Source organism: Bartonella capreoli (assembly GCF_902813205.1).
Taxonomy (GTDB): domain Bacteria; phylum Pseudomonadota; class Alphaproteobacteria; order Rhizobiales; family Rhizobiaceae; genus Bartonella; species Bartonella schoenbuchensis.
On record NZ_CADDZX010000002.1, the window covers coordinates 63,118 to 82,341 of the forward strand.

A 19,224-nucleotide genomic window follows, 5' to 3' on the forward strand; every position below is an offset into this window, starting at 1 on the left:
CACAGAATACCCGCTGCAGTTGGGTAGTTCGGATCATTAAGCCGGCAAAAACCATAAAATCACCTTCTACCTATTATTTTTAAAGCGATCAAACATCACTTTAAGTTCAATCAGAGCTTTTCAACCTGACTAAATTCTAAATCAACAGGTGTAGGACGCCCAAAAATTATCACCTCAACCTTAAGACGAGAGCGCTCTTCTTCAACCTCTTGAACAATACCATTAAACGAAACAAAAGGCCCATCAGCTACCCGGACCTGCTCACCAACCTCAAACAAAATGGAAGATTTAGGAGACTCAACACCTTCTTGCACCTGTTTAAGAATATGCTCAATCTCCCGATCAGAAATAGGAACAGGCCGCGCATCCGAACCCAGAAAACCTGTTACTTTAGGAGTATTTTTAATGAGGTGATAAACCTCATCTGTTAATTCAGCACAAACCAAAACATAACCCGGAAAAAATTTACGCTCAGAATCAACCCTACGACCCCGACGAACCTCAACAACACGCTCAGTTGGAACAAAAATCTTTTCAAATAAATGATCAAGCCCTTTTTGTTTTGCTTCTTTTTCAATAGCTTCCGCTACTTTTTTTTCAAAGTTTGAATACGCTTGAACAATATACCAACGAGCAGCCACAGTCACACTTCCTTGCACTATCGACCAAAAAGGTACTTTAGAAGATCAATACCTTGCCACACACCAAAATTTATAATCTGATCCACAACAAAAAAGAAAATCGAAGCAAACGCCGCCAACACCAACACCATAACAGTAGAGACTACCGTTTCACGCCGCGTAGGCCATTTTACTTTAGCTGTTTCCGCAAAAACCTGCTTAAAAAAAGTAATGGGATTGGTTTTAGACGCCATAAGTTACACTACATTCTTTCTAAACTTACCGTAAATCATACAACAAAATACATACAATAAAAACCTGAAAAGCCATAATCAACTTTATGCAGTCTTCTTTATTTTATTTACTCAATACCGATTCATACACAAAAAAACAAGCCCTGTATAAAAAAAAGCAAGAAGGAAGTTTAAAAAGACCTCCTTCACTAAACAATATGATTAAAAACTATAACTACATGGCAGGGGCAGCAGGATTCGAACCCGCGACCTGCGGTTTTGGAGACCGCTGCTCTACCAACTGAGCTATACCCCTAATCTTTGAAGCCCCTTCCTTCAAAGCCTTCACATAATTTATTGATATTATTCAATAATCTTAGAAACGATACCAGCTCCGACAGTACGCCCCCCTTCACGGATAGCGAAACGAAGCTTCTCTTCCATTGCAATCGGAACAATCAAAGAAACATCCATTGCAACATTATCACCCGGCATAACCATTTCCGTACCTTCTGGAAGCGTAACAATTCCTGTCACATCCGTGGTGCGGAAATAAAACTGTGGACGATAATTCGTGAAAAACGGTGTATGACGACCCCCCTCATCTTTCGTCAAAATATAAGCCTCAGCTTTAAACTTGGTATGCGGCGTAACAGAACCAGGCTTCGCCAAAACTTGCCCACGCTCAATACCTTCACGATCAATACCACGAAGCAATGCACCAATATTATCACCTGCCTGACCTTGATCTAAAAGCTTACGGAACATTTCAACACCTGTAACCGTCGTCTTAGAAGTCGGACGAATACCTATAATCTCGATTTCTTCACCAACTTTAATAATTCCACGCTCAACACGACCTGTTACAACCGTTCCACGCCCAGAAATCGAAAAAACATCCTCTATAGGCATCAAAAATGGTTGATCAACCGGACGCTCAGGCGTTGGAATATAATTATCAACCTCATTCATCAAACGACGAACTGCATCTTCACCTATACTTTTATCTGAATCCTCAAGAGCTGCTAACGCAGAACCCTTAATTATCGGTATATCATCACCAGGGAAGTCATATTTCGAAAGAAGCTCCCGAACTTCAAGCTCAACAAGCTCTAAAAGCTCAGCATCATCAACCTGATCAACCTTATTCAAAAAAACTACAATCGCAGGAACACCAACCTGACGTGCTAGCAAAATATGCTCACGCGTCTGAGGCATCGGGCCATCAGCTGCTGAAACAACCAAAATCGCCCCGTCCATTTGTGCTGCACCCGTGATCATGTTCTTCACATAATCTGCGTGACCTGGACAATCAACATGCGCATAGTGACGTTGCTCTGTTTCATATTCAACATGCGCTGTTGAAATGGTAATTCCACGAGCACGCTCTTCAGGCGCCGCATCAATTTGGTCATACGCTTTAAATTCACCAAAATATTTCGTAATCGCAGCTGTCAAGGACGTCTTTCCATGGTCAACGTGACCTATCGTTCCTATATTAACATGCGGCTTCGTACGTTCAAATTTGCTCTTTGCCATCGCCGTCGTTCTCTTGTCTTTTCCGTACCTGAAAAACAGGCCTTTAGAAGTGAATCCCATCGACCTGATATATCAAGCCGATTACTACAATTCTAAGACGAAAATATTCGCCTCATTTATTATGATGAAAGCATACTCCCATCATAGTTATTCGCCTAACCACTAACAACTATTTGGAGCGGGTAGCGGGAATCGAACCCGCATATTCAGCTTGGAAGGCTGCTGCTCTACCATTGAGCTATACCCGCCCATGCATCAACTTTACTGCAATGAATGGTGGAGGGGGTTGGATTCGAACCAACGTAGCATACGCAACGGATTTACAGTCCGCCCCCTTTAACCACTCGGGCACCCCTCCATTCCATCATCGGTAAAGTTGCGCGATAAGGCATTATAGCAACCAATTTTCTCTTATTCAATTTAAACTGGCCGCGGGGCGGTTATGACGATTACTAGCGTATCTGTCAACAGAATAAATACGGTTCTGTACAAATTTCCTACTAATTTTTTAAACTTTATGTTTTTTCTACTACATTTACTTTGAACACGCTATAAGAAAAATATGAAAGAAAAAATATCTAAAAATTCTTATTTTCCTCATCCTCGTCGCCAATATCGCGATATAAAGAGCGCCACTCGTGTGCCTTCAACACACCTAAAACACCGATCTACCCCATTAACACAAAGTACAGTTTACCTTTATGGTATCCATTCAGTCAAAGAAGCACTTAAAAATCCCAAGAGAGTTTTCAATCATCTCTATGCTACACCCAATGCGTTAAAACGATTAAATATAACCGAATCAGACGTGCCTTGTCCTTTAAAACTATACCCACCTAAAAAACTTGATACGCTTGTTGGAAAAGATGCAGTTCATCAAGGTGTTGTCTTAGAAACTGAAGCTCTTAAACCACGACATTTATCTGAACTTACAAATACTAACCTTATCATTGTAATGGATCAAATTACCGATCCACATAATGTTGGCGCTATTATGCGTTCTGCAGTTGCATTTAAAGCTGGGGCAATTATCACCACTTATCGTCATTCACCACAAGAAAGCGGTGTGCTTGCCAAAGCAGCTTCTGGAGCTTTAGAGCTTATCGATTACATTACCGTACGAAACCTTTCTGAAGCACTTAAAGAGATTCATCAAGCCGGTTTTAATAGCCTCGGGCTTGATTCAGAAGGTGAATTGCCTTTAGAGACAGCATTAACAGGTAAAAAAATTGCTCTTATCCTGGGAGCAGAAGGCAAAGGTTTGCGCCAAAAAACACGCGAAACTGTTCACTCATTAGCACGCCTTAATATACCTGGGGATATTAAATCATTAAATGTATCGAATGCAGCAGCAATAGCACTTTATGCGGCTCATAATTATCTTAAACATTAATTTTTGACTTTTTCCGTGGACTATCAAAAAAACTAATCAATATAAAACCTGAAATAAGTCCACCAACATGAGCTTCCCATGCTATTAAAATATCACTGTCTCCAAATAGATATGGAAATATACCTGTGAGACAGTTAATTATAAGCCACATACCAATATAAACAAGAACAGTCTTTGAACGAAGTGCTTTCTTGATAGGCCAAATAGGACCTAAAAACCTCTCATTGTGCATATTGGAATTAAAGACAGCAAAAAAACCATAACGCGCAATAGCGCCCATCATTCCGGAAATTGCGCCAGATGCTCCAACAAGTGGTATCATACTATCTTGATGAAAAATAAAATAGGTCAACGCAGAAATACCCGCTGTTAACATCCAAAAAAGCAAAAAACGTAAATTACCAAAATGCTTTGCTAAAGGAGACCCAAAAACTAAAAGCCAAACCATGTTCATAGCAATATGCCCAAAACTGCCATGCATGAATGAGTAACTAACAATGGTGTAGCAAAACATTAAAGGCTCAGTTTGAAAAAAAACAGGTATAAACGAAAAAAGAATAAGACTTCTCATATATAGCTGATCAGAAAGGAAATATTGAGGAATAATATAACCGAAAAAACAAAACGCTATCAAAACAATTATAATAAATGGAACATTGAATAATGGTTCTTTAAGTTGTTTTGATAATAACGGAGAGTTATTATGTTGAGGAACAAAATCCCACATTTTTTAAAATCCCCATCTTATTTATAAATCAATAGTACTTTGCAAAACCCAAATATATCAACTATTATAAATGAAAAACTAAGCTTTGTATTCTTCTAGTGTGCATTCTAAATGCCAAATATTATCTACCTGATAATGTTTGCATCTGTGGTAATGTTTGCATCTTATACAAAACACGCTGAAAAGCACGAGCATTAAGAAAACCATCTATAGAATTGCTACGCCCTATTAATTTAAATGTGAAGCCTGTATGTGCATATGTATGAAATTCATCTTCAGGAATAAATAAACGCCCCTTTTCAGATACCGTACAACCAACGACGCATACTAGTGACGATTTTCCACCTGAAACATACCTATAATTACGATTTTGAAACCATGCTAAATTTAAATCAAGATTATCTAAAGTAACCGAAGTAGCTACGATATCAACAACATAACCTTGATTGCTTATCCATTTAGTTCGCATTTTAAGTAGAATTAAAGGGTTATTGGTATAATAAAAAACTTCAGTACTGATCTCTGTAACCCGCGTATAATCATTATGCTTGGTAGTTGGCTAACTTGAAAACTGACATTCCGCTAACACAATTATAAACACGATAGTAAATAATCTGCTTGTTAAATGCAAGGACGAGAGCATAAGAGAACCTGTAATTTCACAATCTGACTATTATAGTTTAGAAAACTATTCTTACGCCAAGCTTATATAAAAACACCCACTAAAAAACAAAGAAACTATTTAAATCATTGGTTTGAAAGAATATCAGAATTCTGCTTGCAATCTTTTAACCATATATCATAAATAGGATGCTCTACAGCATTCAAACCAGGACTATCTGCAAACATCCATCCTGTAAAAATACGTCGCGTTTCTTTATTTAATGTTATTTCATCCACTTCAACAAAACCGTTAGTGCGAGTTGGTTCACCTTCAGGACTTGTATAGCATACCCGTGGTGTTACTCGTAAAGCACCATATTGATAAACTTGACCAATAGAAACTTCAAAACGAATAGTCCGGCCAGTAATTTTATCAAGACCTGCAAAAACAACAACTGCATTGCTAACACGTTCAGCCTGTACACTATTAACGGAGGACAAAATTACTATAATTCCTATTAAATAAGCACAAAAAAGGCGTCTTACTTCTAACTGTAGGAAAAACTTCATAAAACTAAATCAACTGCATTTAACAAAACTATCTATAAGATAGTGCAACATTAAAAAAATAACACATCATACAAAAAATACTTCATTTTTTAGGTGACCATGCATGATAATCCTTACGAACAATATGTTCATCATTATAGCCAATAGAACCTTTTGGCCGATAAGCTTTGCTTGTCCCTGTCATGTTTGAAATATGGGGCTTTTCCCATTCATGCGATTGATAATTTTCTTTCGTAGGTGGTGTATTACAACGATGATGAATCCAACCATGCCAACCTGGAGGAATGCTAGAGGCTTCAGAATAATCTTTATAAATCACCCAACGGCGTGGATAACCATCCTTATGGTAACCACCTTCATAATAAACATTTCCTAACTGATCTTCCCCTACACGCTTACCTTTGAGCCACGTAAAAAAACGTGTGTTGATAGTATTACCATTCCACCATGTAAAGGTTTGTTTTAAAAAACCAGCCATTTCCGATTCCACTTCTTTAGTGCACCCCACAACCTTACCCGTTAGAATAAATTGTTACGATGCCTGAAACTACCAAAAAATAAAAACTATCATAAAACTCAATCGTACCTTTTTGAAAAACGAACTTTTATTTTGTATATTTCATATTACAAATAAATATCATATTGATAAACTTTCCTCCACCCTATAATACCTAATCTATTTTTAGTTTCGTTTTAACCAATTCATTGACAGCCTGAGGATTTGCCTTGCCTCCTGTTGCTTTCATAACTTGTCCAACAAACCAACCAACTAAAGCGGGCTTTTCCCTTGCTTGAGCAACCTTATCAGAGTTATTAGCAATAATTTCATCAACAACGCCCTTAATAACCTCTGTATCCGTCACTTGTTTCATACCACGCTCTTCTACAATTTGACGTGGATCTCCACCTTCATTCCAGATAATCTCAAATAAATCTTTGGCAATTTTTCCAGAAATAACCCCCTCTTTAATAAGGTCAATAATCGCCCCTAATTGATCTGGAGTAACTGGCGTATCCTCAATTGCACGATTATCTTTATTCAAAGCACCTAAAAGGTCATTAATCACCCAATTGGCAACTATTTTTCCATCACGTCCACGCGCTACTTCTTCAAAATAATCAGCAATTGCTTTTTCTGTTACAAGAATGGATGCATCATATACAGTCAACCCCATCTCATTGATAAAGCGTAGTTTTATATCATCAGGAAATTCTGGTAATTCTGCAGCTAAAGCATCTACAAATGCTTGATCAAACTCCAATGGCAAAAGATCAGGATCAGGAAAATAACGATAATCATGCGCCTCTTCCTTTAAACGCATAGATCGTGTTTCACCTTTAGTGGCATCAAAAAGTCGAGTTTCCTGATCTATTACACCACCATCTTCTAAAATCGCAATCTGACGACGTGCTTCATATTCAATCGCCTGACCAATAAAGCGAATAGAATTAACATTCTTAATTTCACAACGAGTCCCAAAAGCCTCACCAGGACGGCGAACTGATACATTCACATCAGCACGCATGGAACCCTCATCCATATTACCATCACAAGTACCCAAATAACGAACAATAGTGCGTAATTTCGTCATATAGGCTTTAGCCTCATCTGATGAACGCATATCCGGTTTGGAAACAATTTCCATAAGAGCTACACCAGAGCGATTAAGATCCACAAAAGACATTATTGGGTGCTGATCATGCATGGATTTGCCTGCATCCTGTTCAAGATGCAACCTCTCAATTCCAATTTCAATATCTTCAAATTGACCATTCGAATCTGGCCCAACAGAGACAACGACTTTCCCCTCCCCTACAATCGGATACTGAAATTGCGAAATTTGATACCCTTGTGGCAAGTCTGGATAAAAATAGTTTTTACGATCAAAAACAGATCTTAAATTAATTTTAGCCTTTAACCCCAAACCAGTCCGAATAGCTTGGCGAACACATTCTTGATTAATAACAGGCAACATACCAGGCATAGCTGCATCAATAAACGATACATGATTGTTTGGTTCAGCACCAAATTTAGTTGATGCACCCGAAAAAAGCTTTGAATCCGATGTAATCTGCGCATGGACCTCCATGCCAATGATAACTTCCCAATCTCCTGTAGCTCCGGAAATAAAACGCCTAGGATCAGGGGTACGAGTATCAACGATTTCCATTGCTAATCCACTATCAATATTAAAAATACACTCAAGCCGGTTTAAAACTACTATAAGTGCAAACTTTAAGAATATAAGTCTAATAAAACCCTGGTTTTATTAGACTATTTTATTGTATGCAATTAATCCTTTTTAGGTGCTTTCTTTTTAGCTGAAACTTTTTTTACACCTTTTTCTTTCACTGCGGATTTTTTCTTAGTTACACTCTTCTTAGTTAAATCTAATTCGTCATCCTCTTTCATTAACTCTTCAACAGTCACTGTTTTATCTGTGACTTTTATCTGTGCCAACAAATAATCAATGACTTTTTCTTCAAAAATCGGTGCACGTAGGCTTGCTACAGCTTCCGGTGTATTCCGGAAAAAATTCATAATTTCTTTCTCTTGCCCAGGATACTGACGAACCTGATCAAAGATTGCTGCTTGTAACTCATCTTCGCTTACCTTAACATCAGCCCGCACCCCAATTTCAGAAAGTACTAGACCAAGACGAACACGACGCTGAGCAAGCAGCTGATATTCTTGCCGTGCTTGTTCTTCTGTAGTGCCCTCATCTTCAAAACTGCTACCAGCTTTTTGTAAATCGTTATTAACCTGACCCCATATGTTATTAAATTCAACATCCAAAAGGCATTTAGGAATTTCAAAATTATAGTCAGCATCTAATGCATCAAGAATTTGACGCTTAACTTTTTGACGTGTCATTGAACCATATTTACTTTCAACTTGCCCACGTACAATTTCACGTAAACGATCAAGAGACTCTACACCAAGCTTTTGAGCTGATTCATCATTAATCTCTAATTCATCTGGTTTGAACACAGCTTTAACAGTGACATCAAACACAGCATCTCTACCAGCTAAGTGTGCAGCACTATAATCATCAGGAAATTTAACAGAAATTGTTGTTGTATCACCTGCTTTTACACCAACCAATTGCTCCTCAAAACCAGGAATAAATTGTTTCGAACCAAGAATCAATTGTGCATCATTACCTGCTCCATTATCAAATGGAACATCATCAAGTTTACCAATATAATCGATTGTAACGCGATCACCTTCTACAGCAGGAGCATTTTTTTCAGAATAATTACGAGTAGAAGAAAGAACATTCTTTACCTGTTCATCAATCTCCTTTTCAGGAATATCAGCAAGCTCACGGGTAACTTTTATGTTCTTAAAGTCTTTAATGTCAAACTGTGGTAAAACTTCATACTTCAAATTAAAAACAAAATCAGCCTTGCCATCCAGAACTTCTTTATCTTCTTTTATATCAATGTGCGGCTGTGTTGCAGAACGTTCATTGCGGTCAGCCAAAATGGAGCTTGGAGCGTTCTTAATAATCTCATTAAGAAGATCAGCCATAAAAGATTTACCATACATTTTCCGCAAATGACTAGTGGGCACTTTACCGGGACGAAAACCATTAAGCTTAATCTTATCTTTGGTTTCATCCAACCGTTCATTCAATTTTATTTCCAAATCTTTTGCTGGAACCACGATTTTAATTTCGCGCTTCAGTCCTTCATTAAGCGTTTCGGTAACTTGCATCGAACAACTTTCATATTTCTGAGGAATGGATAAATCCACTCCGGTAACAATTACACCCCAACACTGTAGTGTTAGATCTACATGAAGCGGATTTTCACATACGCAAAAACCCGTGGTATGTAAGGATCATTTTGGTGCGGATGGAGGGACTCGAACCCCCACGGTCTCCCGCCAGAACCTAAATCTGGTGCGTCTACCAATTTCGCCACATCCGCTTAAACCCGTTAACCAATAACCTCATATAAGCGGCGTTTCTATACCACTCAATCCCAACCAATTAAAGCAAAAAAGAAAGTAAATACATTTAAAAACTCAAATATATATACTTCTTATAAATTACAGAAGTAAAATCTATGCTTTTCAGATAGCACTACTTCCATTAAAAGGAGATTATGTCAAATAAATTTAACATTCCAATTCATATCATCGGTGGTGGTCTTGCTGGTAGTGAGGCAAGTTGGCAAATTGTCCAATCAGGAATCCCTGTCATTTTACATGAAATGCGACCAAAAAGAAAATCCGATGCTCATAAAACAGATAAACTTGCAGAACTTGTCTGCTCAAATTCATTTCGTTCAGATGATTCATCCACAAATGCCGTTGGTCTTTTACACGCTGAAATGCGATTAGCCAAATCCCTAATTATGAAGGCTGCAGATGCTAATAAAGTTCCAGCAGGAAGCGCTCTTGCTGTTGACCGTGATGGATTTTCCCAAACTGTTACAGAAGCACTTGAAAATCATCCCCTTATAACTATAGAACGCGAAGAAATTCATAACCTTCCTGAAAACTGGCATAATATTATTATTGCAACAGGTCCGCTTACTTCACCAGCACTTGCACAAACAATACAAGCAATAACAGGAACAGAAGCACTTTCCTTTTTTGATGCTATTGCACCTATCATTTATACTGATAGCATTAATATGGACATCTGTTGGTATCAATCTCGCTATGACAAAATCGGCCCTGAAAAAACTGAAAAAGATTACCTTAACTGCCCCCTTAATAGAGAACAATATGAAACATTTGTTCAAGCACTGAAAAGTGCAGAAAAAATAGAATTTCGTCAATTTGAAAAGACACCTTATTTTGATGGATGCCTACCAATTGAAGTGATGGCTGAACGTGGCCTTGAAACCCTCAGATATGGGCCAATGAAACCTATAGGACTAACGAACGCTCATAATCCTACAGTTAAACCCTATGCCGTTGTTCAATTACGTCAAGATAACACACTTGGCACTCTTTACAATATGGTTGGCTTTCAAACGAAGCTAAAATATGGTGAACAAATTCGTATTTTTAGAACAATACCTGGACTTGAAAAAGCAGAATTCGCACGTCTTGGCGGTCTTCATCGCAATACTTATCTCAATTCACCAATTATTCTTGATAAAAGCCTTCGCTTAAAACAAAAGCCCCAATTACGTTTTGCTGGACAAATCACAGGTTGCGAAGGTTATGTAGAATCATCTGCAATTGGGCTTTTAGCTGGGCGTTTTGCTGTTGCTGAATATAATCATACTTGTCCTTCTTTACCGCCAAAAACTACAGCATTTGGAGCTCTTTTAAACCATATTACTGGTGGACACATTGCAACTCAAGAAACAGGCAAACAATCTTTCCAACCAATGAATATCAATTTTGGTCTTTTTCCACCTGTTGACTGTGTTCATCACTCAAAACGTTTATCTAGCAAAGAAAAAAAACTAGCGAAAAAACAAGCTATAATTACACGAGCCTTAAATGATTGTATTCAGTGGTTAACACATGAAGAATCAAAATAATCTCTAAACTAATCATTATCCTTTTAATCTTAATAAAGCACTCATTGCTTCTGTTTTTAGCCCATTAAACAAACTTTAATTAACCTTAAAGTGGATCATTCAATACATTGCAGTGCTTAAATAGAGTTAAAAAGCTATTCTAGATCTGCTTATAATCTAATATTTCAGTACTTCAACAGATCTAGCTTGTATGAATAAACTCGTGATAATTATTAGCCTAACTTGAATTATCAACTATTATTCACAACAGATATCTAACTTACAATCGAGCATTTTACTTAAAATGTGGGGTAAATACATTTTTTAATATACAGCTATTACCCCATCTCAGCTATTTAAAAGGACCTTTTTTTAATAAATAGCCTTAATAATAATATAAATCGCCCTTGCTTGTGCAAAGTTGCGCGAAAGTATTTAAAAAAACTTAAAAAAAACCCGATTATATATAAATCGGGTTTTTTCATGTAGCTCAATTATTTTTTATTAACGGCCTCTTTAAGGCTTTTACCTGCAGAAAATTTAGGTACAGAGCGCGCTGGAATATGAATTTCAACACCTGTTGAAGGGTTGCGCCCTTTTGTAGCAGCACGTTTAGAAACTTCAAAAGAACCAAAACCTGGAAGACGAACATCACCTCCTGAAGCCAAAGCTTCTGTTACAGAAGCGATAAAAGCATCGAGAACTGAACCAGCCAGTGTTTTTGAAACACCTGCTTTTTCAGCAATAGAATTAACCAATTCACTTTTATTCATTGAATTTTTCCTTTCCCTATATTAGTCGGACAATATAATTCATCCGATCGTCAATAAGTTTATTGAAAAGCGCAGCAAACAGAAGTTTTATTTTCTTTGAAAATATTGTTTTTTAGCATTAATCACAGTTATTCACGGAATTTTTCATTTTTTTTCTAAAATAAATAAAGTAGTAACCCCAAAAATGGACTTCACCGTCTTTAAAATTTAGAAATTATAGAACAAAATAAGAATCAATATAAGAATCAGTGCGCTACCGGCACCCCCTCATTATCGCTTTCCGTTCTGATAGACGTAGACACTGTAGAAGGCTCTGTCCATTCAATTGCTTCAGGAAAACGAACCAAAGCGTGTTTAAGAACTTCACTCACATGACTTACTGGAATAATCTCCATATTATTTTTGACGTCATCAGGAATATCAATCAAATCTTTTGCATTTTCCTCAGGAATAAGTACCTTTTTAATACCTCCCCGAAGAGCCGCAAGCAATTTCTCTTTCAATCCACCAATTGGCAAAACGCGCCCACGTAAGGTAATCTCACCAGTCATAGCAATGTCCTTATAAACAGGGATCTCTGTTAATACTGAAACAATTGCTGTTACCATTGCAATTCCAGCTGATGGACCATCTTTTGGTGTAGCACCTTCTGGAACATGAACATGGATATCACGCTTATCAAAAAGAGGCGGCTCGATACCAAAATCAACAGCACGGAAACGCACATAAGATGCTGCCGCAGAAATTGATTCTTTCATGATATCACGCAAATTCCCAGTAACAGTCATTTTGCCTTTACCTGGCATCATAACACCTTCAATAGTCAATAGTTCTCCACCAACTTCGGTCCACGCAAGCCCAGTAACAACACCAATTTGATTTTCACCCTCAATTTGACCAAAGCGATAACGCTTCGTTCCCAAAAAATCATTAATATTATCTTCTGTAATTTCTATAGACTTTTGATTCGTTTTAAGAATTTTTGTAACCGATTTACGCGCCATCTTCATTAATTCACGCTCAAGATTACGAACACCGGCTTCACGTGTGTAAAACTGGATAACCGATTTTATAGCACCATCAGAAACACTAAACTCTTTTTTGGATAAAGAATGATCTTTCAATGCTTTTGGCAAAAGGTGCCGCTTAACAATCTCTACCTTTTCACACTCAGTATAACCAGCAATACGAATAATCTCCATCCGATCCATTAGCGGCCCTGGAATATTAAGCGTATTTGCAGTTGCAATAAACATCACATCAGAAAGATCATATTCCACTTCTAAATAATGATCAATAAATGTGCTATTTTGTTCAGGATCAAGCACCTCCAACAAAGCTGAAGCAGGATCTCCACGGAAATCTTGGCCCATCTTATCAATTTCATCAAGTAAAAAAAGAGGGTTAGTCTTTTTAGACTTTTTCATAGACTGAATAATTTTTCCAGGCATAGAACCAATATAAGTTCGGCGATGCCCACGAATTTCTGCCTCGTCGCGAACACCCCCTAATGAGATGCGGACATATTCACGGCCTGTTGCCTTTGCAATAGAACGTGCAAGTGATGTCTTTCCGACACCCGGAGGACCTAAAAGACAAATAATGGGACCTTTTATTTTTGATGATCGACTTTGTACTGCTAAATATTCAACGATTCGTTCTTTAATTTTTTCAAGACCAAAATGCTCATTGTCCATGACTTTTTCAGCAAAGTTCAAATCATTCTTAATCTTCGACTTTTTGCCCCAAGGTATAGTTAAAAGCCAATCAAGATAGTTACGTACAACTGTTGCTTCCGCAGACATGGGAGACATATTACGTAATTTTCTAAGCTCTGCCCCAGCCTTTACACTTGCCTCTTTTGAAAGCTTTGTTTTTTTGATACGATCCTCTAATTCAGACAACTCATCACGGCTATCATCACCCGCTCCCAGCTCTTTCTGAATAGCTTTCATTTGTTCATTGAGATAATATTCTCGTTGAGTTTTTTCCATCTGCCGCTTGACATGTGAACGAATACGTTTCTCAACTTGTAAAACAGAAATTTCCCCTTCCATGAAGAAAAGTATACGTTCAAGACGATCACGAACAGATAATAATGCCAAAATTTCTTGTTTTTCTGAAAGTTTAATCACCAAATGTGAAGCAATAGTATCAGCAAGCTTAGAAGGATCATCAATCTGGCCGATAGCACTTACAACTTCAGGAGAAATTTTCTTATTAAGTTTTACATAATTTTCAAAATAAACAATCACTGACCGAGAAAGAGCTTCAATCTCAACTTCGTTCTCTTCAGACTCTTCTATAACAGTTGCATAAGCTTGATGATAACTTTCATTTTCAGTAAATTGGTTAATTTTTGCACGCGCAGTCCCCTCAACCAAAACTTTTACAGTGCCATCAGGAAGTTTTAAAAGTTGAAGAACATTGGCAAAAGTACCAATATCATAAATATCTTCTGATTTTGGATCATCATCAGAAGCATTTTTTTGTGTGGCTAATAATATCTGCTTATCTACTATCATCGTCTCTTCAAGAGCGTGAATTGATTTCTCTCGACCAACAAAAAGCGGAACAATCATATGTGGAAAAACAACAATATCACGAAGCGGTAAAACAGCGTAAAGCTCTTCTGTTACCTTTTTTGTCTTTTCATCAATATGTTGCATATTTTTCCTTTCTGGAGCCTATAATTCACCCCCACATAAGCTTATCTCTAGAAAATAGCAGCTTCTCTATAATAAATGAAATAGTAATTACGAATAAATAAATCAAGCATTACGCTATAATACTTCAGAAGATCCACTTAAAATAGTACTCATTAACGATATTTACTATAACGTCATGCTGATACGTTTTCTTTATCTTCTGTACACTCCGAATAAATGTAAAGAGGGCGAGCTTTTCCTTCAACTACATCACTTGAAATCACCACCTTTTGGACCCCTTCAAGAGTTGGCAACTCAAACATAGTATCAAGAAGAATTTTCTCCATAATAGAGCGCAAACCGCGTGCTCCAGTCTTACGCTCAATCGCTTTATTGGCGATAACGCGTAAAGCATCTTCATGAAATGTTAATTCAACATTTTCCATTTCAAAAAGACGTTTATACTGCTTAACCAATGCATTTTTTGGTTGCGATAAAATTTGAACAAGCGCATTAATATCTAAATCTTCTAAAGTAGCTATAATAGGAAGACGGCCAATAAACTCTGGTATTAAACCAAACTTTACAAGATCTTCAGGCTCTAAATCATGAAAAATTTCACCAACCCGACGCTCATCGGGAGCTTTTACAGTAGCAGAAAAACCTATTGAAGTTTTTTCACCACGCCCTGAAATAATTCGCTCTAAACCAGCAAAAGCACCTCCACAAATAAATAAAATATTTGTTGTATCAACCTGAAGAAACTCTTGTTGTGGATGTTTACGCCCACCTTGGGGAGGAACAGAAGCCACTGTCCCCTCCATAATTTTCAACAATGCTTGCTGAACCCCCTCACCTGAAACATCTCTTGTAATAGAAGGATTGTCAGCTTTACGAGAAATTTTATCAACTTCATCAATATAAACAATGCCACGTTGTGCACGCTCAACATTATAATCTGCAGATTGTAGAAGTTTTAAAATAATATTCTCAACATCCTCACCTACATAACCTGCTTCAGTCAAAGTGGTTGCATCTGCCATAGTAAAGGGCACATCAATAATGCGTGCCAATGTTTGTGCAAGATAGGTTTTACCGCATCCCGTTGGGCCAACAAGAAGAATATTCGATTTAGATAATTCAATATCACCATTCTTAGACTGATGCGCAAGACGTTTATAATGATTATGAACAGCAACAGAAAGGACACGTTTTGCATACCGCTGACCAATAACATAGTCATCAAGAACTGTTAAAATTTCTTGTGGAGTAGGAACACCATCACGTGCTTTGACCCCTGAAGATTTACTTTCTTCACGGATAATATCTGTACAAAGTTCTACACATTCATCACAAATGAATACAGTAGGCCCTGCAATGAGCTTACGCACTTCGTGCTGGCTTTTGCCGCAGAATGAGCAATAGAGAGTATTTTTTGATTCGCCCCCACTATTGCTAACTTTGCTCATCTCATTTTCCTTTCACCTCAATATCTGAACTTCATCTTCTTAAAGAGGTTTTTTATAACAACAATCCCAAATATATCAAAACTACGATTATCACAATATTCTTGGGTGTTTTCTTATTATTTTATGACAAATTTTATAAAACTTATATTTTAAAATAGCTATTTTAAAGGCAATTTTTATGTACTTAACAATTAGCTACTTTTTCTATAAAAATTCTTAATCTGTTTCTTCTTTTTCAGTTACCGTGCGATATTGTATAACATCATCAATTAAACCAAAATTTTTAGATTCTTCTGCTGTCATAAAATGATCGCGATCAAGAGTTTTTTCAATAATTTCATAATCCTGACCTGTATGTTGAACATAAATTTCATTTAAACGTTGTTTCATCTTTATAATATCTTGCGCATGCCGTTCAATATCAGAGACCTGCCCCTGAAAACCACCAGACGGTTGATGTACCATGATACGTGCATTTGGCAACGAGAAACGGTGACCTTTTGCTCCAGCTGTTAAAAGTAATGACCCCATAGATGCTGCTTGCCCCATGCATAAAGTAGAAACAGGAGGACGAATAAACTGCATAGTGTCATAAATCGCCATTCCAGATGTTACCACACCACCTGGTGAATTAATATAAAGGCTGATTTCCTTTTTAGGATTTTCCGCTTCTAAAAAAAGCAATTGAGCGCACACAAGCATTGCCATACCATCTTCAACAGGGCCATTAATGAAAATGATTCGTTCTTTCAGCAGACGGGAAAAAATATCATAAGCACGTTCACCACGATTAGTCTGTTCGACAACCATAGGAATCAAATTCAGTGCTGTTTTTATTGGATCGCTCATATTTTTACTTCCATTAATAAAAATTTCTATTGATGCATATAACTGCATTAGTCATAGGCTAGCAATACTCTCCTGACGCAAGCCACAATCAACCATGATAAATAGAATTAAAATTCCAATAGTTAAAATAGTTATAAAAACTCTACTCAAACAAATTCTGAGCATTAAATATACGCAATTTTGCTTAATGCTAAAAACTTTCTTCTCAAATAAGATATTTCTAACATTTTGTATAATGAAACTCTATACAAAGTAGCTTATTCATTATTTCAAAATTAAAAGCTAAATTAAAAATCCTTCCAGCTTTGCCACCTTGTTTAGTAATAAAATTTTCTTGTTTATGAAAAAATCATATTATTTAGTTAATCACACAATATCATCATTATTAGACATTGTTATTCCCAACCTTCTTGCTAGAATTAGGAATTTTTCTTTCTATTAATTATGGCTTTCAGATGCAGTGTTTAAAACTCCAATTAATATCAAAAATAATTTTTAAACTTGCAAAATAACCTTCAAACATTTTCATCATTGGGATTACCAGATAAACAATAAAATGCTAAAATTTTGACTCTTTAGCATTGTTTTTGCTAACCACATTTGATTTGCTATTAGATGAAACTATTTTCAAGATAAATACTTAGATCTAACCAAACACTTTATTAATTTGAACATTAACATAACACAAAAAAATCTGAAAATTGAGTAATTTATATAATTGTGTTCATAACTTATGAAAATTGAAACTAAAGTGATAGTGTATTAAATACAATAGAATTGATTCGGCCTTATATGATTAACATCAACAAGTAAAAGTGCATTTTTTATCACTAAAACTTAAGATACTAGCTGATTTCAATTTTTGATTGCTTAACAAAAGCCAATTAATCAGTTTTTTATGATCATACTAAAAATACAAATATCCTAGGTAATTTAAAAATATTCTAAGCTTACACGAAATAATTGTTCAACATCACGAACACTATCAGAAAGAGCAAACATTACTACTCGATCACCCGGTAAAATACGCGTATCTGCTAAAAGTTGTATAATTGTATTATTGCGATAAATTGCACCAATCCTTAAACCATCTGACAACTTGAGCTCTGATAATGACTTACCAATCAGTGAGGAAGTCTGCATTGCTTCAGCTTCAATAATTTCTGCAGCACCATTAAAAACCGAATGAACAGCACGAATGCGTCCCCGACGCATTTGCTGTAAAATTTTTGATACAGTAACACTACGAGGATTTAAGTACGCATCTATACCAACTGTACGGCTAAATTCCTGATAAGTAACATTATTAATCAAAACCATGTTGGCTTTGCACCCCTGTCTTTTAGCTATAATAGCGCTTAAAAGATTAACCTGATCTTGATTGGTTAATGTAATCATCAAATCAGCTTGGTCAATTCCAGCTTCTTGAAGAATTACCGGATCTAATACATTACCATATAAAACAGTTGTTTTTTCGAGCTGATCGGCAATTGTTAGTGCTCTTTCTTTATCTGCCTCTATAATTTTTAATTTTAACTTATGCAGGCGTTTTTCAATAGCCTGAGCAACGTATAAACCAATGTGACCACCCCCTGCAATAATTATGCGATGTGCCTCCTGTTCTTTATGACCAAAAAGTCCAACTGCACGACGTACCTGATCGCGAGCCGCAATAAGATAAGTAACATCACCAACGCGCAATTGCGTATCTGAATGCGCTACCAGTAATTCTGAACCACGTTTAATAGCAGTAACTGTTGTTCGAAGATCGGGAAAAAGCTCCGTTAACTGGCGTAAAGGTGTATTAATGACTGGGCAATCCTCCATACACTCCAAAGCAAATGCAACGATATCATCATTACAAAAATAGAGAACATCTATCGCCCCAGGCAAGGCAATCCGCCGTAGAACCATTTCCCCAACTTCAACTTCTGGCGAAATAACTACATCAATAGGAATATTTTCCCTTGCAAACAGAGTTTTATAACGTGGATCTAAATACGATTGTGAACGAATACGAGCTATTTTAGTTGGAATATTAAATAATGAATGTGCTACCTGACAAGCCACCATATTGACTTCATCAAATAAAGTTACTGCGATCAGCATATCAGCTTCATCAGCACCTGCAGCCAAAAGAACTTCAGGGTGTGAACCATGACCAACAAAACTTCTAACATCTAATGCATCGCGAATTTTTTCAACCAATCTCGCTTCAACATCTATAACAGTTATATCATGATTCTCAGCAGCAAGACGCTCTGCTATCCCATAACCGACCTGCCCTGCCCCACAAATAATAACACGCAT

General features: G+C 36.8%; 16 protein-coding genes and 4 tRNA genes. 2 read left to right on the forward strand and 18 right to left on the reverse strand.

From position 1 onward, the window contains the following. Positions 1-110: 110 nt before the first annotated feature. The 6 genes from nusG to J7R05_RS02290 all read right to left on the reverse strand — a co-directional run bounded on the left by nusG (position 111) and on the right by J7R05_RS02290 (position 2,750). Entirely contained in the window at positions 111-641 is a 531-nt protein-coding gene (gene nusG / locus J7R05_RS02265; RefSeq protein ID WP_034990066.1) for a transcription termination/antitermination protein NusG, read from the reverse strand. A gap of 17 nt (positions 642-658) precedes the next feature. Beyond that, the gene (secE, locus tag J7R05_RS02270) at positions 659-874 is read right to left on the reverse strand and encodes a preprotein translocase subunit SecE (RefSeq protein WP_208541033.1); all 216 of its coding nucleotides are present in this window, start codon (positions 872-874) and stop codon (positions 659-661) included. Positions 875-1,093: 219 nt separating this feature from the next. Beyond that, positions 1,094-1,169: transfer RNA gene (locus J7R05_RS02275), tRNA-Trp, on the reverse strand. Between the two features lie 47 nt (positions 1,170-1,216). Then, a complete protein-coding gene (tuf, locus tag J7R05_RS02280) occupies positions 1,217-2,392 on the reverse strand; it encodes an elongation factor Tu (protein WP_007477058.1) in 1,176 nt (391 codons plus the stop codon). Between the two features lie 174 nt (positions 2,393-2,566). Then, positions 2,567-2,640 (reverse strand) — tRNA-Gly (locus tag J7R05_RS02285). A gap of 26 nt (positions 2,641-2,666) precedes the next feature. Next, a tRNA-Tyr gene (locus tag J7R05_RS02290) sits at positions 2,667-2,750 on the reverse strand. Positions 2,751-2,954: 204 nt separating this feature from the next. Between J7R05_RS02290 and J7R05_RS02295 the strand changes: the two genes are divergently transcribed. Continuing rightward, entirely contained in the window at positions 2,955-3,785 is an 831-nt protein-coding gene (locus tag J7R05_RS02295; protein ID WP_208541034.1) for a TrmH family RNA methyltransferase, read from the forward strand. Here the strand turns inward: J7R05_RS02295 and J7R05_RS02300 are convergent. The 7 genes from J7R05_RS02300 to J7R05_RS02330 form a co-directional block, all read right to left on the reverse strand. Further along, on the reverse strand, positions 3,775-4,512 hold the full coding sequence (locus tag J7R05_RS02300; RefSeq protein WP_208541035.1) for a rhomboid family intramembrane serine protease: 738 nt from the start codon (positions 4,510-4,512) through the stop codon (positions 3,775-3,777). The two genes, J7R05_RS02295 and J7R05_RS02300, sit on opposite strands and share 11 nt — an antisense overlap. A gap of 121 nt (positions 4,513-4,633) precedes the next feature. Next, a complete protein-coding gene (locus J7R05_RS02305) occupies positions 4,634-4,981 on the reverse strand; it encodes a hypothetical protein (RefSeq protein WP_246468201.1) in 348 nt (115 codons plus the stop codon). Positions 4,982-5,259: 278 nt separating this feature from the next. After that, positions 5,260-5,685, reverse strand: a complete 426-nt coding sequence (locus tag J7R05_RS02310) for a DUF2155 domain-containing protein (RefSeq protein WP_208541036.1) — start codon at positions 5,683-5,685, stop codon at positions 5,260-5,262. Between the two features lie 82 nt (positions 5,686-5,767). Further along, positions 5,768-6,163, reverse strand: coding sequence for an NADH:ubiquinone oxidoreductase subunit NDUFA12 (locus J7R05_RS02315; RefSeq protein WP_208541203.1), 396 nt, complete (start codon positions 6,161-6,163; stop codon positions 5,768-5,770). Positions 6,164-6,356: 193 nt separating this feature from the next. Next, on the reverse strand, positions 6,357-7,856 hold the full coding sequence (gene gatB, locus J7R05_RS02320; RefSeq protein WP_208541037.1) for an Asp-tRNA(Asn)/Glu-tRNA(Gln) amidotransferase subunit GatB: 1,500 nt from the start codon (positions 7,854-7,856) through the stop codon (positions 6,357-6,359). Positions 7,857-7,978: 122 nt separating this feature from the next. After that, positions 7,979-9,406 carry a trigger factor gene (gene tig, locus J7R05_RS02325; RefSeq protein ID WP_208541038.1) on the reverse strand — a complete coding sequence of 476 codons (1,428 nt, stop codon included), beginning with the start codon at positions 9,404-9,406 and terminating at the stop codon, positions 7,979-7,981. Between the two features lie 132 nt (positions 9,407-9,538). Continuing rightward, positions 9,539-9,621: transfer RNA gene (locus J7R05_RS02330), tRNA-Leu, on the reverse strand. A gap of 177 nt (positions 9,622-9,798) precedes the next feature. On the opposite strand from J7R05_RS02330, the gene trmFO reads away from it, so the two are divergent. Next, the gene (trmFO, locus tag J7R05_RS02335) at positions 9,799-11,196 is read left to right on the forward strand and encodes a methylenetetrahydrofolate--tRNA-(uracil(54)-C(5))-methyltransferase (FADH(2)-oxidizing) TrmFO (RefSeq protein ID WP_208541039.1); all 1,398 of its coding nucleotides are present in this window, start codon (positions 9,799-9,801) and stop codon (positions 11,194-11,196) included. A gap of 473 nt (positions 11,197-11,669) precedes the next feature. On the opposite strand, the gene J7R05_RS02340 is transcribed toward trmFO, so the two are convergent. From J7R05_RS02340 to trkA, 5 genes are all read right to left on the reverse strand, one after another. Then, complete coding sequence (locus J7R05_RS02340; RefSeq protein ID WP_010703613.1) at positions 11,670-11,948, reverse strand: HU family DNA-binding protein; 279 nt, start codon at positions 11,946-11,948, stop codon at positions 11,670-11,672. 245 nt (positions 11,949-12,193) lie between these two features. Then, a complete protein-coding gene (lon, locus tag J7R05_RS02345; RefSeq protein WP_208541040.1) occupies positions 12,194-14,617 on the reverse strand; it encodes an endopeptidase La in 2,424 nt (807 codons plus the stop codon). A 173-nt stretch (positions 14,618-14,790) separates the two neighbouring features. Further along, positions 14,791-16,065, reverse strand: a complete 1,275-nt coding sequence (gene clpX, locus J7R05_RS02350; protein ID WP_010703611.1) for an ATP-dependent Clp protease ATP-binding subunit ClpX — start codon at positions 16,063-16,065, stop codon at positions 14,791-14,793. 216 nt (positions 16,066-16,281) lie between these two features. Further along, positions 16,282-16,914 (reverse strand): ATP-dependent Clp endopeptidase proteolytic subunit ClpP, encoded by a 633-nt coding sequence (gene clpP, locus J7R05_RS02355; protein WP_208541041.1) that lies wholly within the window; start codon positions 16,912-16,914, stop codon positions 16,282-16,284. 933 nt (positions 16,915-17,847) lie between these two features. Next, on the reverse strand, positions 17,848-19,224 hold the full coding sequence (gene trkA / locus J7R05_RS02360; RefSeq protein ID WP_208541042.1) for a Trk system potassium transporter TrkA: 1,377 nt from the start codon (positions 19,222-19,224) through the stop codon (positions 17,848-17,850).

Excerpts from the sequence above, each read along its gene's own strand:
- secE (WP_208541033.1), bottom strand. The coding sequence starts at position 874 with ATGGCGTCTAAAACCAATCCCATTACTTTTTTTAAGCAGGTTTTTGCG.
- tuf (WP_007477058.1), bottom strand. The coding sequence starts at position 2,392 with ATGGCAAAGAGCAAATTTGAACGTACGAAGCCGCATGTTAATATAGGA.
- J7R05_RS02295 (WP_208541034.1), top strand. The coding sequence starts at position 2,955 with ATGAAAGAAAAAATATCTAAAAATTCTTATTTTCCTCATCCTCGTCGC.
- J7R05_RS02300 (WP_208541035.1), bottom strand. The coding sequence starts at position 4,512 with ATGTGGGATTTTGTTCCTCAACATAATAACTCTCCGTTATTATCAAAA.
- J7R05_RS02305 (WP_246468201.1), bottom strand. The coding sequence starts at position 4,981 with ATGCGAACTAAATGGATAAGCAATCAAGGTTATGTTGTTGATATCGTA.
- J7R05_RS02310 (WP_208541036.1), bottom strand. The coding sequence starts at position 5,685 with ATGAAGTTTTTCCTACAGTTAGAAGTAAGACGCCTTTTTTGTGCTTAT.
- J7R05_RS02315 (WP_208541203.1), bottom strand. The coding sequence starts at position 6,163 with ATGGCTGGTTTTTTAAAACAAACCTTTACATGGTGGAATGGTAATACT.
- gatB (WP_208541037.1), bottom strand. The coding sequence starts at position 7,856 with ATGGAAATCGTTGATACTCGTACCCCTGATCCTAGGCGTTTTATTTCC.
- tig (WP_208541038.1), bottom strand. The coding sequence starts at position 9,406 with ATGCAAGTTACCGAAACGCTTAATGAAGGACTGAAGCGCGAAATTAAA.
- trmFO (WP_208541039.1), top strand. The coding sequence starts at position 9,799 with ATGTCAAATAAATTTAACATTCCAATTCATATCATCGGTGGTGGTCTT.
- J7R05_RS02340 (WP_010703613.1), bottom strand. The coding sequence starts at position 11,948 with ATGAATAAAAGTGAATTGGTTAATTCTATTGCTGAAAAAGCAGGTGTT.
- lon (WP_208541040.1), bottom strand. The coding sequence starts at position 14,617 with ATGCAACATATTGATGAAAAGACAAAAAAGGTAACAGAAGAGCTTTAC.
- clpX (WP_010703611.1), bottom strand. The coding sequence starts at position 16,065 with ATGAGCAAAGTTAGCAATAGTGGGGGCGAATCAAAAAATACTCTCTAT.
- clpP (WP_208541041.1), bottom strand. The coding sequence starts at position 16,914 with ATGAGCGATCCAATAAAAACAGCACTGAATTTGATTCCTATGGTTGTC.
- trkA (WP_208541042.1), bottom strand. The coding sequence starts at position 19,224 with ATGCGTGTTATTATTTGTGGGGCAGGGCAGGTCGGTTATGGGATAGCA.